Raw genomic sequence first — 15,644 nt, forward strand, 5'->3', positions numbered from 1 at the left:
GATGCGTTTAAATACTCTGTCTCCAGCCGAAGGGTCTAAGCACGCGCCGAAACGCCTGGGTCGTGGTATCGGCTCTGGTCTGGGTAAAACCGGTGGTCGTGGCCACAAAGGTCAGAAATCTCGTTCTGGTGGTGGTGTACGTCGTGGTTTCGAAGGTGGTCAGATGCCGTTGTATCGTCGTCTGCCTAAATTCGGTTTCACTTCTCGTAAAGCTATGGTCACTGCGGAAATCCGTTTGTCTGACTTGGCTAATGTTGAAGGCGACGTAGTTGACCTGAACACGCTGAAAGCAGCAAACATTATCGGTATTCAGATCGAATTCGCGAAAGTGATTCTGTCTGGTGAGGTAGCTCGCCCGGTAACTGTTCGCGGACTGCGTGTTACTAAAGGCGCACGAGCTGCTATCGAAGCTGCTGGCGGTAAAATCGAGGAATAAGTAGCAGATGGCAAAACAACCGGGATTAGATTTTCAAAGTGCTAAAGGCGGTCTTGGCGAGCTGAAACGCAGACTATTGTTTGTTATAGGTGCGCTGATTGTTTTCCGAATTGGCTCTTTTATTCCAATCCCTGGTATTGATGCCACTGTTCTTGCCAAATTGCTCGAACAACAGCGGGGCACCATCATTGAAATGTTTAACATGTTCTCTGGTGGTGCTCTGAGCCGTGCTTCCATCTTTGCTCTGGGTATAATGCCGTATATTTCGGCATCTATTATTATCCAATTGCTGACAGTCGTTCATCCGGCGTTAGCAGAGCTGAAGAAGGAAGGGGAGTCTGGTCGTCGTAAGATAAGCCAGTACACCCGTATAGGTACATTGGTGTTGGCAATATTTCAGTCAATCGGTATTGCTACCGGTTTGCCGAATATGCCAGGAATGACTGGTCTGGTTATAAATCCAGGTCTGGCATTCTATTTCACTGCTGTTGTTAGCTTGGTCACAGGGACAATGTTCCTGATGTGGTTAGGTGAGCAGATTACTGAGCGAGGTATCGGTAACGGTATCTCTATCATAATTTTCGCTGGTATTGTTGCAGGCCTTCCGCCTGCTATTGCACATACTATCGAGCAAGCCCGGCAAGGTGACCTGCACTTCCTCCTGTTGTTGTTGGTTGCAGTATTAGTATTTGCTGTCACCTTCTTTGTTGTGTTTGTTGAACGTGGTCAACGCCGAATTGTGGTAAACTACGCGAAGCGTCAACAAGGTCGTCGTGTCTATGCTGCACAGAGCACACATTTACCGCTGAAAGTGAATATGGCTGGAGTAATCCCTGCGATATTTGCTTCCAGTATTATTCTGTTCCCGGCTACCATAACCTCATGGTTCGGGGGCGGTACTGGTTGGAACTGGCTGACAACAATTTCGCTGTACTTGCAGCCTGGGCAACCGCTTTATGTGTTACTCTATGCGTCTGCAATCATCTTCTTCTGTTTCTTCTATACTGCGTTGGTTTTCAACCCGCGTGAAACAGCAGATAACCTGAAGAAGTCCGGTGCATTTGTACCAGGAATTCGTCCGGGAGAACAAACGGCGAAGTATATTGATAAGGTAATGACTCGTCTGACTTTAGTCGGTGCGTTGTATATTACTTTTATTTGCCTGATCCCGGAGTTCATGCGTGATGCGATGAAGGTGCCATTCTACTTTGGTGGGACTTCACTGTTAATCGTCGTTGTTGTCATCATGGACTTTATGGCTCAAGTGCAAACTCTGATGATGTCCAGTCAGTATGAGTCTGCATTGAAAAAAGCGAACCTGAAAGGCTATGGCCGTTAGTGGTCGCTTGAGAAGTTACGGAGAGTAAAAATGAAAGTTCGTGCTTCCGTCAAGAAATTATGCCGTAACTGCAAAATCGTTAAGCGCGATGGTGTTATTCGTGTGATTTGCAGTGCCGAGCCGAAACATAAACAGCGTCAAGGCTGATTATTTTCGCATATTTTTCTTGCAAAGTTGGGTTGAGCTGGCTAGATTAGCCAGCCAATCTTTTGTATGTCTGTGTGTATCCATTTGAGTATCCTGAAAACGGGCTTTTCAGTATGGTGCACACAAATGAAATTATAGGAGTGCATAGTGGCCCGTATAGCAGGCATTAACATTCCTGATCAAAAACACGCTGTAATCGCATTAACGTCGATTTATGGTGTCGGCAAGACTCGTTCCAAAGCTATTTGTGCTGCGGCGGGCATTGCTGAAGATGTTAAGATCAGTGAGCTGTCTGAAGAACAAATCGACACGTTGCGTGACGAAGTTGCCAAATTTGTCGTTGAAGGTGATCTGCGCCGCGAAATCAGCATGAGCATCAAGCGTCTTATGGACCTTGGTTGCTATCGCGGTCTGCGTCATCGTCGTGGTCTGCCGGTTCGCGGTCAGCGTACCAAGACCAACGCTCGTACCCGTAAGGGTCCGCGCAAACCGATCAAGAAATAATCGGGGTGATTGAATAATGGCAAAGGCACCAATTCGTGCACGTAAACGTGTAAGAAAACAAGTCTCTGATGGCGTGGCTCATATCCATGCTTCTTTCAACAACACCATCGTTACTATCACTGATCGTCAGGGTAACGCATTGGGTTGGGCAACAGCCGGTGGTTCCGGTTTCCGTGGTTCTCGTAAATCCACTCCTTTTGCCGCTCAGGTTGCAGCTGAACGTTGCGCTGATGCAGTGAAAGAATACGGAATTAAGAATCTGGAAGTTATGGTTAAGGGACCGGGTCCGGGTCGCGAATCTACTATTCGTGCACTGAACGCCGCTGGTTTCCGCATCACTAATATTACTGATGTGACTCCGATCCCTCACAACGGTTGTCGTCCGCCGAAAAAACGTCGCGTATAACGCCCCGTTTTTAGGAATGTTGGAGAAAGAAAATGGCAAGATATTTGGGTCCTAAGCTCAAGCTGAGCCGTCGTGAGGGCACAGACCTGTTCCTTAAGTCTGGTGTTCGCGCGATCGATACCAAGTGTAAAATTGAACAAGCTCCTGGTCAGCATGGTGCGCGTAAACCGCGTCTGTCTGACTATGGTGTGCAGTTGCGTGAAAAACAAAAAGTTCGCCGTATCTATGGTGTTCTGGAACGTCAATTCCGTAACTACTACAAAGAAGCAGCACGTCTGAAAGGCAATACCGGTGAAAACCTGTTGGCTCTGCTGGAAGGTCGTCTGGACAACGTTGTTTACCGTATGGGCTTTGGCGCTACTCGTGCGGAAGCACGCCAGCTGGTGAGCCATAAAGCTATCATGGTTAACGGTCGTGTTGTTAATATCGCTTCTTATCAGGTGAGTCCGAACGATGTAGTTAGCGTTCGTGAGAAAGCGAAAAAGCAGTCTCGCGTGAAAGCCGCTCTGGAGCTGGCTGAGCAGCGTGAAAAGCCAACCTGGCTGGAAGTTGATGCTGGCAAGATGGAAGGTGTGTTCAAGCGTAAGCCTGAGCGTTCTGATCTGTCTGCGGACATTAACGAACACCTGATCGTCGAGCTTTACTCCAAGTAAAGCTTAGTACCAAAGAGAGGACACAATGCAGGGTTCTGTGACAGAGTTTCTTAAACCGCGCCTGGTCGATATCGAGCAAATGAGTTCGACGCACGCCAAGGTGACCCTTGAGCCGTTAGAGCGTGGCTTTGGCCATACTCTTGGTAACGCACTGCGCCGTATTCTGCTTTCATCGATGCCGGGTTGCGCGGTGACCGAGGTTGAGATTGATGGTGTACTACATGAGTACAGCACCAAAGAAGGCGTACAGGAAGATATCCTGGAAATCCTGCTCAACCTGAAAGGGCTGGCGGTGAAAGTTCAGGGCAAAGATGAAGTTATTCTTACCCTGAATAAATCTGGCATTGGCCCTGTGATCGCAGCAGACATCACCCATGATGGTGATGTTGAAATCGTCAAGCCACAGCACGTGCTTTGCCACTTGACCGATGATAATGCATCTATCAATATGCGTATCAAAGTTCAACGTGGTCGTGGTTACGTGCCGGCCTCTGCCCGAATTCATTCGGAAGAAGATGAGCGCCCAATCGGCCGTCTGCTGGTCGATGCTTGCTACAGCCCTGTAGAGCGTATTGCCTACAATGTTGAAGCAGCTCGTGTTGAGCAGCGTACTGACTTGGATAAGCTGGTTATCGAAATGGAGACTAACGGCACAATCGATCCTGAAGAGGCGATTCGTCGTGCAGCTACCATCCTGGCTGAACAACTTGAAGCCTTTGTTGACTTGCGTGACGTACGTCAGCCGGAAGTTAAAGAAGAGAAGCCAGAATTCGATCCGATCTTGCTGCGCCCTGTTGACGATCTGGAATTGACTGTCCGCTCTGCTAACTGCCTTAAGGCAGAAGCTATCCACTACATCGGTGATCTGGTACAACGTACCGAGGTTGAGTTGCTGAAAACGCCGAACCTTGGTAAGAAATCTCTTACAGAGATTAAAGACGTGCTGGCTTCCCGTGGCTTGTCTCTGGGCATGCGCCTGGAAAACTGGCCACCAGCAAGCATTGCTGATGAGTAACCGGATCACAGGTTAAGGTTTTACTGAGAAGGATAAGGTCATGCGCCATCGTAAGAGTGGTCGTCAACTGAACCGCAACAGCAGCCATCGCCAGGCAATGTTCCGCAACATGGCTGGTTCACTGGTTCGTCATGAGATCATCAAGACGACCCTGCCAAAAGCGAAAGAGCTGCGTCGCGTAGTTGAGCCGCTGATTACTCTTGCCAAGACCGACAGCGTAGCTAATCGTCGTCTGGCATTCGCCCGCACTCGTGATAACGAGATCGTGGCAAAACTGTTTAATGAACTTGGTCCGCGTTTCGCGAGCCGTGCAGGTGGTTACACTCGTATCCTGAAGTGTGGCTTCCGTGCTGGTGATAATGCTCCGATGGCTTACATCGAGCTGGTTGATCGCGCTGAGTCTCAAGCAGAAGCTGCTGCAGAGTAATTTGCAGTAACGTAAAAAAACCGGGCTTGCCCGGTTTTTTTATATCTAAAAATTCTCCCCTGTTCTAAAATTCACTCTTCGTTTGTTCATTTAATCACCGGAGTCATGTTATGTGGTTAATTGACCAATGGGCTGAGCGTCACATTATAGAAGCACAAAAAAAAGGTGACTTGGATAACCTTCCTGGGGAAGGTGAGCCTTTAGTACTTGATGATGATTCTTTTGTGCCTGAGTCATTACGTGCTGGGTATCGTCTCTTGAAAAATGCAGGATGCCTCCCACCGGAGCTTGAGCAACGTCGGGAAGCTCTTGAACTCCATGAGTTACTTCAGGGTATCAAAGAGACTGAAGCTGAATACCATGAAGTGAGCCAGCGGGTTGCGTTGCTAGAACTTAAACTTCGGCAGGCTGGTCTAAGTACTGATTTCCTGCATGGTTCTTATGGGGTGCGCGTCAAGGAACGATTTTCTGAGGATAAATAGCTATGTATCGTATAGGTGAAATTGCACGTTTAGCAGATGTTACGCCTGATACTATTCGTTATTATGAAAAACAAAATATGATGGATCATGAGGTCCGCACGGAAGGTGGGTTTCGGTTATATAGTGAAAATGATTTGCAGCGGCTGCGCTTTATTCGTTATGCACGGCAGCTTGGATTTACTCTGGAATCAATCCGGGAGTTACTCTCTATTCGAATTGACCCAGAACACCATACTTGCCGTGAGTCAAAGCAGATTGTGCAGGAGAGGCTCACTGAAGTTGAATCCAGAATTGCTGAACTTGAAGTAATGCGGCAGTCGTTAAAACGACTGGATGATGTCTGCTGTGGTACCGCGCACAGTAGTGTTTACTGTTCAATTCTCGAAGCACTTGAACAGGGTGCAACCAAAATCCAACCGGAGAAAATATGAGTCATTACCAGCACAAGAAAGGGGCTATTCGTGATAATGCTTTAGAGGCATTGTTACATGACCCGCTATTTCGTCAGCGTGTTGAACGAAACAAAAAGGGAAAAGGTAGCTATTCTCGCAAAACTAAATATGGGAAAAACAGCGGTCAGGAGGCCAGCAGTAAACAAGTAGATGCTTTTTTACTCCTGGCCTTCTCTGCATTAACAATAGTAATTATGCATCTTTACTGTTCTGCGCTTTGAGCAGGTCACGAATTTCCGTCAGTAATATCTCTTCTTTGGAAGGTGCTGGAGGCGCTTTGGGTGCTTCTTTTTTCTGGTATATATTGTTCATCATCTTAACTACCATGAAAATGGCAAATGCCACGATGATGAAGTCAAAAATGTTCTGAATAAAAACGCCATAGTGCATTACTACAGCCGGAATCTCACCTTCAGCCGGGCGTAATGTCACTGCGAACTGTTTAAAGTCAATCCCGCCAATCAATAACCCAAGTGGTGGCATGATAATATCGGCAACCAGTGAAGAAACTATTTTGCCGAAAGCCGCACCGATCACAACCCCAACAGCCAGGTCAATGACATTCCCGCGCATAGCAAAAGCACGAAACTCTTTGAATATACTCATACATTCTCCTTGAACAACATAACCCTAACCGGGCAATAGCGCTTCAGGCTCCATTGGCCCACATAAATATATGTAAATAGATTATATACAAAGAATTAACAGGGCGGACAACCGCCCTGTATTCAGAGGAAAAATGGGCTAGGTTGGAAGAGGCGTTCTACATCGCTTACATACTTTTTATCTGTAAGGAACATAATGACGTGGTCTCCTTGCTCAATACGCAGATCATTATTAGCTATCATTACATCATTACCACGCACGACAGCACCGATAATGGTACCTGGTGGCAATTTAATTTCGTCAATGACCCGGCCAACTACTCGCGAAGTGCTTTCATCACCATGTGCGACAGCCTCAATTGCTTCTGCAACACCGCGTCTGAGGGAGGAAACCCCGACAATATCAGCTTTGCGTACATGGCTGAGTAGTGCAGAAATTGTTGCTTGCTGTGGTGATATGGCAATGTCAATAACGCTACCCTGGACAAGATCGACATAGGCTCTGCGCTGAATCAGCACCATTACCTTTTTGGCACCCATACGTTTTGCTAGCATTGCAGACATGATGTTGGCTTCATCATCATTCGTCACAGCAATGAACAAGTCGACCTGATCAATATGCTCTTCCTGCAGAAGCTCCTGATCAGAAGCATCGCCATAGAACACAATTGTATTTTGTAATTTTTCGGCTAACTCTGCGGCACGTTTCTGATCGTGTTCGATCAACTTGACGCTATATTCTTTCTCTAAGCGTTTTGCTAACCCGGCTCCAATATTACCGCCGCCGACCAGCATAATGCGCTTATAAGGTTTTTCCAGCCGTTGTAATTCACTCATCACTGCACGAATATGCTGTGATGCGGCAATGAAAAAGACTTCATCGCCGGCTTCGATAATGGTGGAACCTTGGGGGCGGATGGGTCTGTCATGACGAAATATAGCGGCTACCCTGGTATCTATATGAGGCATGTGTTCACGCATTGTTGACAGCGCATTACCAACCAGCGGGCCACCATAATAGGCCTTGACGACACCAAGGCTGACTTTTCCTTCAGCAAAGTTAACGACTTGAAGTGCACCAGGATACTCAATCAAGCGGTAAATGCTATCAATCACCAGTTGTTCAGGAGCGATTAAATGATCGATTGGCACGGCTTCCGGAGTGAATAGCTTCTGCGCATCGCGTACATAATCTGAAGCACGTATACGAGCAATACGGTTCGGTGTATTAAATAGCGAATAGGCAATTTGGCAGGCAACCATATTCGTCTCATCCGAGCTGGTCACTGCGACCAGCATATCAGCATCGTCAGCACCTGCTTCACGCAGAACTCTGGGGTGTGAGCCTGCACCTTGTACAACGCGCAGGTCAAATTTATCTTGCAGGCTACGTAACCTGTCGCCGTTAGTATCAACGACAGTAATATCGTTATTTTCGCCCACTAAGTTTTCTGCAAGGGTACCTCCAACCTGTCCGGCACCCAAAATGATAATTTTCATCAGTATTGTTTCTTCAGTTGTGCCATACAGGCTTGATGAACATCATGACGCTTTGATTAGCTTAGCGTAAAAGAATCCATCTCCTTCCTCTGGGCCAGGAAAATTTTGTTTCCCTGGCTCATCTGGCGTTCCTGTTTCAACAAGTTTTGCATCAGCAAAGCTATGCAAAAACTGTTTAATTTGCTGACTATTTTCCTCTGGCATGATGGAGCATGTTGCGTATAACAGAGTGCCACCTGGTTTTAAAAGGGGCCAGACAGCATTAAGAATTTCGCTCTGTAGTTTTGCCAGGTCGTCTATATCGTTATTGCGACGCAACCATTTTATATCTGGGTGACGGCGTATAACTCCTGTGGCTGAGCAAGGCGCATCCAGCAAGATACGGTCAAATTGCCTGCCAGAACACCACTGTTCGGGATAGCGACCATCACCAGATTTGACTTCAGCCTTCATACCCAGACGGTTAAGGTTTTCATAGACCCGGCTAAGGCGCTTTTTGTCAATATCAACAGCCAGAACGTTAGCCTCCGGAGCGGCTTCCAGGATATGCGTTGTTTTCCCACCCGGAGCTGCGCATAAATCCAGAATATCCTCGCCATTCTGCGGATTCAGCAATGCCACGCAACCTTGGGCTGATGCATCCTGTACGGTAACCCAACCATCAGAGAAGCCGGGTAGCATAGCAACAGGTACTGGTGTTTCCAGCCTGATAGCATCGGGGTAGTCATGGTGAGTAAACCCATTCATACCGACTTGTTGAAGTAGTTCAAGCCATGCATCGCGTTGATGAAAACGACGATTTACCCGTAACCACATTGGTGGGCGGTGGTTATTTGCTTCAACAATGCTTTCCCATTGCTGTGGCCAGGCCTGGCGCAGGCGGTTAAGCAGCCACTCTGGATGCCAATAACGGGATTCATGTTGCTGCAGTTCCGACATCAGGTTATCGCTCTGACGTTGGAATTGCCGTAATACACCGTTGATAACCCCTTTAAACTGTTGTCGCTTAAGCACGCTTGCGCCCTCAACCGTTTCAGCAAGTGCAGCATGTGCAGGGATCCGGGTGTGAATTAATTGGTAAAGACCAACGGCAATCAGATAATGGATGACCTTATGCTTGCCTTGCAACGGGCGGGACATCAACTGGCTAATCAACCACTCCAGTTCTGGCAGTGTACGGAGGGTACCAAAGCACAGCTCTTGTAAGAGTGACTTGTCCTTGTCAGAAACACGTTCCTGAAGCGGCGGCAGAACATCACTAAGTGATAATTTCTGCTCCATAACCTGGTCTATTGCCTGTGCGGCCAGGCTGCGTAAGTTTTGAGATCGTTTCATTGCTACAGTCTGGTTTTCCAGCCGTCAGAAATAAAAAGGCCCGGACAAGTCCGGGCTGTGAATAAGAGTATTATCAGGCAAGTGTAGTTCCTGGGGTGAACCACTCTTTCCTGGAATTGAGAATATCTTGGGCCGACATCGGTTTTTTCCCGGCGGGCTGTAATATCTCGATGTTCAGAATGCCTTGCTGTGTTGCAACCTGAATACCGTGTTTATCAGCTGTAACGACAGTCCCGGGGTATTCATTAACCTGAGTGTCAATGACTGATGCCTGCCAGACTTTTACCGGTTGTTCATCAATCATTAAAAAACTGACAGGCCAGGGATTAAATGCACGAATGCAGCGCTCAAGTTGGGTTGCTGGTAATGACCAGTCAAGCCGGGCTTCTTCTTTACTGAGTTTTTCAGCGTACGTGACCAGTGTTTCATCTTGTCTTTCTGGCGTAATACCAGACTCTGCCAACTGACCAAGCGTGTATAGCAGCCCATCAGGGCCAATGGCTGCCAGCTTGTCATACAAGGTAGCACTTGTGTCTTGTGGGGTAATCGGACAGGCTATCTTGTGCAGCATGTCACCGGTATCAAGGCCTTTATCCATTTGCATGATGGTTACACCAGTTTGTTCATCTCCGGCCCATAATGCGCGTTGAATCGGCGCAGCACCACGCCAGCGAGGAAGCAGGGAACCATGTACATTAATGCAGCCCAAACGAGGCATGGATAATACAGTCGCTGGCAGCAGCAGACCATAAGCAACCACGACCATCACATCTGCATTACACTGGTCAACTAATGCCTGGTTTTCCTGCGGACGCAGGCTAGCTGGTTGATAGACAGGAATCTCATGCACCTGGGCCAGTGTCTTCACTGGCCCAGCCATTAGTTTTTTCCCGCGCCCGGCAGGGCGATCAGGTTGTGTAAAAACAGCAACAACTTCATGCTCAGATGCAATCAGGGCATCCAGATGTCGTGCCGCGAAATCTGGTGTTCCGGCGAAAATAATACGAAGAGAATTTGCCACGTGTTTTTTAGCTCCGTGCAGTTACGCTTCGCGCGCACTCAGTCTTGCCATTTTTTCAAGCTTCTGACGAATACGTTGGCGTTTCAGTGGGGACAGGTAATCAACAAATAACTTGCCTACCAGATGATCCATTTCATGTTGAATGCAAATGGCAAGCAGGCCATCTGTTTCCAACTCAAAAATCGTACCATCGCGGTTTAATGCGCGTACTTTTACTGTTTCAGCACGAGGAACTAAAGCACGCTGCTCAGGAATTGAAAGGCAGCCTTCTTCGATTCCGGTATCACCACTTTTTTCCAGCAGTTCCGGGTTAATCAGAACCAACTGTTCATCGCGATTTTCCGACACATCAATAACAATGATACGCTGATGAATATCTACTTGTGTTGCAGCAAGGCCAATACCTTCTTCTGCGTACATGGTCTCGAACATATCATCGACGATACGCTGAATTTCTGCATTAACCTCTTTGACCGGTTCAGCGATAGTGCGAAGACGCTCGTCCGGGAAATGTAAAACCTGCAATACTGACATATTTATCCAGAGCTGTGTTCAAAAGTTAAACGGATACTTCCCTCCTATTCTAGACATTTCCGAGCCTGATTGACAGTATCCCTCGTCAATCACAGAAATTGCTGAGGTTGCACGAATGAGTTTGTCGGAAACGGAAATCTGGCTGCGTTTAATGAATGTCTCGTCAATATATGGTGATATAGCCAACGCGCTCTTTTGTCGATTGCGGGAAAGCTCTTCCTGCTCTCCTGAAATACTTCGGTCTGTCGGCTGTAGCGAAACTCAGATAACACAGTTTTTCTCCCCCACCTCTGAGCAAATCACTCAAGCTTTGCACTGGCTCGATGATGAACAACATCACCTGTTAACTGTTTCAGATTCAATGTATCCAGAGTCGTTAAAAGCGATTAATGATTATCCTGCGGCTCTATTTGTGAAAGGTGATCTATCAGTGCTGAATACACCTCAATTGGCCATAGTTGGCAGCAGAAGTCTTTCTTGGTACGGAGAGCACTGGTGTCGTCAGTTTGCGTTATCCCTTGCCGAGCAACTAACTATTACGAGTGGGCTTGCGATTGGTATTGACGGTGTGGCGCATAATGCGGCGCTCGCAGCAGAAGGGAAAACAGTTGCGGTTTTAGGCAATGGCTTAAATAGCGTTTATCCCCCCAGGCATCGGTTGCTGGCAAGAAAAATTCATGCCCAGGGAGGAGCGCTTATCTCTGAGTTTCCTCTATGGAGCACGCCAAAACCTGGCCATTTTCCACGGCGTAATCGCATTATTAGCGGGTTAAGTTATGGTGTTCTGGTTATCGAAGCGACATTGAAAAGTGGTTCGTTGATTACAGCGCGCTGTGCACTTGAACATGGGAGAGACGTTTTTGCGTTACCTGGTCCTTTAAGTAATCCGGGGAGTGAAGGACCGCACTGGTTGATTCAACAAGGTGCGCAATTAGTTTCTCAGCCCAGTGATATTGTCGATTCGCTCTGTGAATCTGCCGGTGTATTAGCAAAACAGGCGCTGAAGTTAAATAATTCAGTGGATACTGCCATCCCTCCATTGCCATTTCCTGAGCTGTTGGCTAACGTAGGATATGAGGTAACACCTGTTGACGTCGTCGCTGAACGTGCCGGCCAACCTGTGCCAGTGACCGTAGTCCAATTACTTGAGCTGGAGTTAGCAGGGTGGATCGCAGCTGTACCCGGCGGCTATGTCCGATTGAGGAGGGCATGCCATGTTCGACGTACTAATTTATCTGTTTGAAACATATATCCAGAATCAGGCTGAAGTTCAGGTCGATCAGGATAAATTAACCCGTGACTTAGCAGATGTTGGGTTTGATCGCGACGATATCTATAATGCATTGTCCTGGTTGGAAAAACTGGCTGATTATCAGGATGGGTTAGTTGAGCCAATGCAGTTGGCGTCAGACCCATTATCTATGCGCATTTTCACGGATGAAGAAAGTCAGCGTCTGGATTCCAGTTGCAGGGGGTTCTTGCTATTTCTGGAGCAAATACAGGTGCTAAACCTCGAAACACGTGAAATGGTGATTGAGCGTGTTATGGCTTTGGATACAAGTGAGTTTGATCTTGAAGACCTGAAATGGGTTGTGTTGATGGTGTTGTTCAATCTACCCGGATGTGAAAACGCGTATCAGCAGATGGAAGAACTTCTTTTTGAGGTAAATGAAGGTATGCTTCACTGATTACTCAATGAAGCGTAAGTGATATGGCAAAAGATGCACTCTTTTCAGTGCCTGACCAGTCGCCCTGCCCAAAGTGCGGGGCGACGTTATTAATTCGTTCCGGGAAGCATGGACCTTTTCTTGGTTGCTCTCAATACCCAGATTGCGACTACCTGCGTCCTTTAAAACCATCATCAGATGGGCATGTGGTTAAGGTGCTCGAAGGGCAGTTGTGCCCTGAATGCCAGTCCGTTCTGGTGTTACGCCAGGGGCGTTTTGGTATGTATATTGGTTGTAGCCAGTATCCCGAATGTGGGCATACTCAACTGATCGATAAGCCTGATGATACAGCTATTCCCTGCCCCCAATGCAAGCAAGGGCACTTAGTTCAGCGTCGTTCTCGTTATGGAAAAATATTCCATGCTTGTAACCGTTATCCCGAGTGCCAGTTCTCTGTGAATTTTACGCCTGTAGCAGGGGTTTGTGAGGAATGTCATTATCCCCTGTTAATTGAGAAGAAAACGGCGCAAGGCGTTAAACGCTTCTGTGCCAGTAAACAATGTGGAAAGCCGGTAACGGTAGATAAAGAAAGTGAATAACAACCTGCAAAGTAATGCGCTGAACGATATAGTTCGCGTTTTAGAAGAAGAAAATGTCATCGCTTACCCCACTGAAGCTGTATTTGGTGTTGGGTGTGATCCTGATAGTGAAACTGCAGTGATGCGGCTATTGGAGTTGAAGCAACGTCCGATTGATAAAGGTTTGATTCTTATTGCTGCAAACTTTGAGCAATTACGGCCTTATATTGATGAGTCTTCGTTGAGTCCTGAGCAGCTCAACACGGTGTTTGCTTGCTGGCCTGGCCCTGTAACTTTCGTTTTTCCTGCGAAACCGGACACACCGGAATGGTTAACCGGACGCTTTGATTCATTAGCTGTACGTGTCACTAATCATCCACTGGTAGTAGATTTATGTCTCGCTTTCGGTAAACCGCTAGTTTCGACAAGTGCTAATTTGAGTGGGTTGCCGCCTTGCCGTACCACTGAAGAAGTCCGCGCTCAATTTGGTGATGCCTTCCCTGTGGTTGATGGTTTAACAGGAGGCAGGCAAAATCCCTCTGAAATTCGAGATGCATTGACCGGTAAACTCTTTCGGCAAGGATAATTATGGAAACATTCGCTGTCTTTGGTAACCCTATTGCACATAGCAAATCTCCTCAAATCCATACATGGTTCTCTGAAGAAACGGGTATTGTTCACCCTTATGGAAGTATTCAGGCACCTGTAGACGGTTTTGAAGAATCTATTAGATCCTTTTTTGCTAATGGGGGAAAAGGCGCGAATGTTACGGTTCCTTTTAAAGAACTGGCTTTTGAATTCGCAGGCACATTAACCAGAAGGGCGACGTTGGCTGGTGCGGTAAATACACTGAAACTGTTAGACGATGGCAAGGTTCTGGGCGATAACACGGATGGGGTCGGGCTTGTAAGTGACTTACAGCGGCTCAATTTTTTACCTTCCGGTGCCCGTATTCTGTTGCTTGGCGCGGGAGGGGCCTCCAGAGGCGTTATTCTGCCTTTGTTAGCACAAACCTGCGATATCGTAATCGCTAACAGGACTTTTGATAAAGCCCAGGCTCTGGCCGCGCATTTTTCCGATTATGGAAATGTTAGTGCCTGTGAGTATTCTTCGTTGGATGGTAAGGTTTTTGACCTCATAATCAATGCGACTTCCAGTGGTATTCATGGTGATATCCCTCCTGTTCCTGCTTCATTACTGCACCATAATATCAGTTGTTATGACATGTTCTATATGGCAGGGCCGACACCGTTTTTAAAGTGGGCAATGCAGCATCATGTCCAGCAGGTTGCTGATGGACTTGGAATGCTAGTGGGGCAGGCTGCTCATTCGTTTATGCTTTGGCATGGTGTTTTACCAGAAACCGCCCCAGTTATTGAAAAGCTAAAACGAGTGTTGAGTGTATGAACCAGGGAATTCAGTTTCCGGAAAGAGAAGAATGGAATAATGAGCTTAAGGCTGTTGTATTTACTGCGCTGGTGGGGGGGATGCAAGTATATTGTGCCATCAGCCAGCAGGTTTTAACGCAACGCTTTGGTATCCAGTCTGTCGAAAAGTGCCTTGAACAATTCAGATATCACCGCTGGGATCTGGAAGAAGATGCGGAAATGTTGATCAAGGCACAGCAGGAAGATGCTCAAGGGTGGTATTGGTTATCCTGAGCCAGGTATTCCGATTTCCATTTTACATAGTTATCCGCGGAGTATTTCAGCCCCTGAATTTCATCTGCAGATAATGGCCGTACTTGTTTCACTGGGCTTCCGAGGTATAAAAAACCACTCGCCAGTTTTTTCCCGGGCGGAACCAGGCTGCCTGCACCAATCATGACATCACTGCCAACCTCAGCGCCATCAAGCAAGATTGACCCCATACCGACTAATACTCTATCCCCTATTTTACAACCGTGAAGCATTGCTTTGTGACCAATAGTCACATCTTGCCCAATAATAAGCGGGTAGCCTTCAGAGTGTGACGGTGATTTATGTGTGACATGTAATACACTTCCATCCTGCACATTGGTTCTGTCACCGATAGCGACATAATTGACATCCCCGCGAATAGCGACAAGTGGCCAAATACTAACATCATCCCCCAGTCTTACATCACCCACGAGCACACTGGAAGGATCGACCATGACTCTTTGCCCGGCAGAAGGATATAAATCCTGGTATTGACGGAATATTTGGGACATAGCTACCTCAATTTAAGGATCTGACAGGTTAACTTTGACTATCAAACAAGGAAATTCAAGGTGAAATGTGCATAAAACAAACGGTAAAGCACACGAATTCAACAAAAAGGTTGAAAAAGACACACTTAGAAAAAAAGATCTAAAAAAGGCTTGTGCATCTGAGTGGGATCCCTATAATGCGCCTCCATCGACACGGCAGCACGCTTCACTGAGTGCAGTAAGCCGGGAAGATAAAGAGAAAAAATCCTGAAAAATTGGGTTGACTCTGAAAGAGGAAAGCGTAATATACGCCACCTCGCGACAGCAGGCAGAATGCCGGGTCGCACTGCTCTTTAACAATTTATCAGACAAT

At 47.1% G+C, this 15,644-nt stretch carries 24 protein-coding genes; 18 read left to right on the forward strand and 6 right to left on the reverse strand.

The window, feature by feature from the left end:
• Position 1: 1 nt before the first annotated feature.
• The 11 genes from rplO to LC084_RS22870 all read left to right on the forward strand — a co-directional run bounded on the left by rplO (position 2) and on the right by LC084_RS22870 (position 6,082).
• On the forward strand, positions 2-436 hold the full coding sequence (gene rplO / locus LC084_RS22820) for a 50S ribosomal protein L15 (RefSeq protein ID WP_036112811.1): 435 nt from the start codon (positions 2-4) through the stop codon (positions 434-436).
• 7 nt (positions 437-443) lie between these two features.
• The gene (secY, locus tag LC084_RS22825) at positions 444-1,775 is read left to right on the forward strand and encodes a preprotein translocase subunit SecY (RefSeq protein ID WP_226574523.1); all 1,332 of its coding nucleotides are present in this window, start codon (positions 444-446) and stop codon (positions 1,773-1,775) included.
• A 30-nt stretch (positions 1,776-1,805) separates the two neighbouring features.
• The gene (rpmJ, locus tag LC084_RS22830; RefSeq protein WP_000868187.1) at positions 1,806-1,922 is read left to right on the forward strand and encodes a 50S ribosomal protein L36; all 117 of its coding nucleotides are present in this window, start codon (positions 1,806-1,808) and stop codon (positions 1,920-1,922) included.
• Between the two features lie 147 nt (positions 1,923-2,069).
• A complete protein-coding gene (gene rpsM / locus LC084_RS22835; protein WP_036112799.1) occupies positions 2,070-2,426 on the forward strand; it encodes a 30S ribosomal protein S13 in 357 nt (118 codons plus the stop codon).
• Between the two features lie 16 nt (positions 2,427-2,442).
• Positions 2,443-2,832, forward strand: coding sequence for a 30S ribosomal protein S11 (gene rpsK, locus LC084_RS22840; RefSeq protein WP_001029684.1), 390 nt, complete (start codon positions 2,443-2,445; stop codon positions 2,830-2,832).
• A gap of 32 nt (positions 2,833-2,864) precedes the next feature.
• Positions 2,865-3,485: a 30S ribosomal protein S4 gene (gene rpsD / locus LC084_RS22845; protein ID WP_036112787.1), complete on the forward strand. Its 621-nt coding sequence runs from the start codon at positions 2,865-2,867 to the stop codon at positions 3,483-3,485.
• Positions 3,486-3,510: 25 nt separating this feature from the next.
• On the forward strand, positions 3,511-4,500 hold the full coding sequence (locus LC084_RS22850) for a DNA-directed RNA polymerase subunit alpha (RefSeq protein WP_226574524.1): 990 nt from the start codon (positions 3,511-3,513) through the stop codon (positions 4,498-4,500).
• Positions 4,501-4,540: 40 nt separating this feature from the next.
• Positions 4,541-4,927: a 50S ribosomal protein L17 gene (gene rplQ, locus LC084_RS22855; RefSeq protein WP_036112778.1), complete on the forward strand. Its 387-nt coding sequence runs from the start codon at positions 4,541-4,543 to the stop codon at positions 4,925-4,927.
• Between the two features lie 110 nt (positions 4,928-5,037).
• Positions 5,038-5,409 (forward strand): DnaJ family domain-containing protein, encoded by a 372-nt coding sequence (locus LC084_RS22860; protein WP_226574526.1) that lies wholly within the window; start codon positions 5,038-5,040, stop codon positions 5,407-5,409.
• 2 nt (positions 5,410-5,411) lie between these two features.
• The gene (gene zntR / locus LC084_RS22865; protein ID WP_226574528.1) at positions 5,412-5,840 is read left to right on the forward strand and encodes a Zn(2+)-responsive transcriptional regulator; all 429 of its coding nucleotides are present in this window, start codon (positions 5,412-5,414) and stop codon (positions 5,838-5,840) included.
• A complete protein-coding gene (locus LC084_RS22870; protein WP_226574530.1) occupies positions 5,837-6,082 on the forward strand; it encodes an alternative ribosome-rescue factor A in 246 nt (81 codons plus the stop codon). Before zntR ends, LC084_RS22870 begins: the two co-directional genes overlap by 4 nt.
• On the opposite strand, the gene mscL is transcribed toward LC084_RS22870, so the two are convergent.
• From mscL to def, 5 genes are all read right to left on the reverse strand, one after another.
• Positions 6,054-6,467 (reverse strand): large-conductance mechanosensitive channel protein MscL, encoded by a 414-nt coding sequence (gene mscL, locus LC084_RS22875; RefSeq protein ID WP_226574532.1) that lies wholly within the window; start codon positions 6,465-6,467, stop codon positions 6,054-6,056. The genes LC084_RS22870 and mscL overlap by 29 nt on opposite strands.
• Positions 6,468-6,589: 122 nt before the next feature.
• A complete protein-coding gene (gene trkA / locus LC084_RS22880; RefSeq protein WP_226574535.1) occupies positions 6,590-7,966 on the reverse strand; it encodes a Trk system potassium transporter TrkA in 1,377 nt (458 codons plus the stop codon).
• Positions 7,967-8,008: 42 nt separating this feature from the next.
• The gene (rsmB, locus tag LC084_RS22885; RefSeq protein ID WP_226574538.1) at positions 8,009-9,301 is read right to left on the reverse strand and encodes a 16S rRNA (cytosine(967)-C(5))-methyltransferase RsmB; all 1,293 of its coding nucleotides are present in this window, start codon (positions 9,299-9,301) and stop codon (positions 8,009-8,011) included.
• 73 nt (positions 9,302-9,374) lie between these two features.
• A complete protein-coding gene (gene fmt, locus LC084_RS22890) occupies positions 9,375-10,322 on the reverse strand; it encodes a methionyl-tRNA formyltransferase (RefSeq protein WP_226574541.1) in 948 nt (315 codons plus the stop codon).
• 21 nt (positions 10,323-10,343) lie between these two features.
• On the reverse strand, positions 10,344-10,856 hold the full coding sequence (gene def / locus LC084_RS22895; RefSeq protein WP_226574543.1) for a peptide deformylase: 513 nt from the start codon (positions 10,854-10,856) through the stop codon (positions 10,344-10,346).
• A 121-nt stretch (positions 10,857-10,977) separates the two neighbouring features.
• On the opposite strand from def, the gene dprA reads away from it, so the two are divergent.
• Genes dprA through LC084_RS22925 form a run of 6 tightly spaced genes read left to right on the forward strand, consistent with a single transcriptional unit; the run spans position 10,978 to position 14,762 of the window.
• Complete coding sequence (dprA, locus tag LC084_RS22900; protein WP_226574561.1) at positions 10,978-12,099, forward strand: DNA-protecting protein DprA; 1,122 nt, start codon at positions 10,978-10,980, stop codon at positions 12,097-12,099.
• A complete protein-coding gene (gene smg, locus LC084_RS22905) occupies positions 12,071-12,544 on the forward strand; it encodes a DUF494 family protein Smg (protein ID WP_036112740.1) in 474 nt (157 codons plus the stop codon). The genes dprA and smg overlap by 29 nt, the downstream gene beginning before the upstream one ends.
• 23 nt (positions 12,545-12,567) lie before the next feature.
• A complete protein-coding gene (locus LC084_RS22910) occupies positions 12,568-13,122 on the forward strand; it encodes a DNA topoisomerase family protein (RefSeq protein WP_226574547.1) in 555 nt (184 codons plus the stop codon).
• A complete protein-coding gene (gene tsaC, locus LC084_RS22915) occupies positions 13,115-13,687 on the forward strand; it encodes an L-threonylcarbamoyladenylate synthase type 1 TsaC (protein WP_226574549.1) in 573 nt (190 codons plus the stop codon). Before LC084_RS22910 ends, tsaC begins: the two co-directional genes overlap by 8 nt.
• 2 nt (positions 13,688-13,689) lie before the next feature.
• Positions 13,690-14,508, forward strand: coding sequence for a shikimate dehydrogenase (aroE, locus tag LC084_RS22920; RefSeq protein WP_226574551.1), 819 nt, complete (start codon positions 13,690-13,692; stop codon positions 14,506-14,508).
• A complete protein-coding gene (locus tag LC084_RS22925; protein WP_226574554.1) occupies positions 14,505-14,762 on the forward strand; it encodes a DUF1488 family protein in 258 nt (85 codons plus the stop codon). Before aroE ends, LC084_RS22925 begins: the two co-directional genes overlap by 4 nt.
• Here the strand turns inward: LC084_RS22925 and LC084_RS22930 are convergent.
• Positions 14,738-15,292: a gamma carbonic anhydrase family protein gene (locus tag LC084_RS22930; protein ID WP_226574557.1), complete on the reverse strand. Its 555-nt coding sequence runs from the start codon at positions 15,290-15,292 to the stop codon at positions 14,738-14,740. The two genes, LC084_RS22925 and LC084_RS22930, sit on opposite strands and share 25 nt — an antisense overlap.
• A gap of 67 nt (positions 15,293-15,359) precedes the next feature.
• On the opposite strand from LC084_RS22930, the gene LC084_RS22935 reads away from it, so the two are divergent.
• Positions 15,360-15,542: a hypothetical protein gene (locus LC084_RS22935; RefSeq protein WP_226574559.1), complete on the forward strand. Its 183-nt coding sequence runs from the start codon at positions 15,360-15,362 to the stop codon at positions 15,540-15,542.
• Positions 15,543-15,644: the final 102 nt, after the last annotated feature.

The organism is Mangrovibacter yixingensis (assembly GCF_020523985.1).
Lineage (GTDB): Bacteria > Pseudomonadota > Gammaproteobacteria > Enterobacterales > Enterobacteriaceae > Mangrovibacter > Mangrovibacter yixingensis.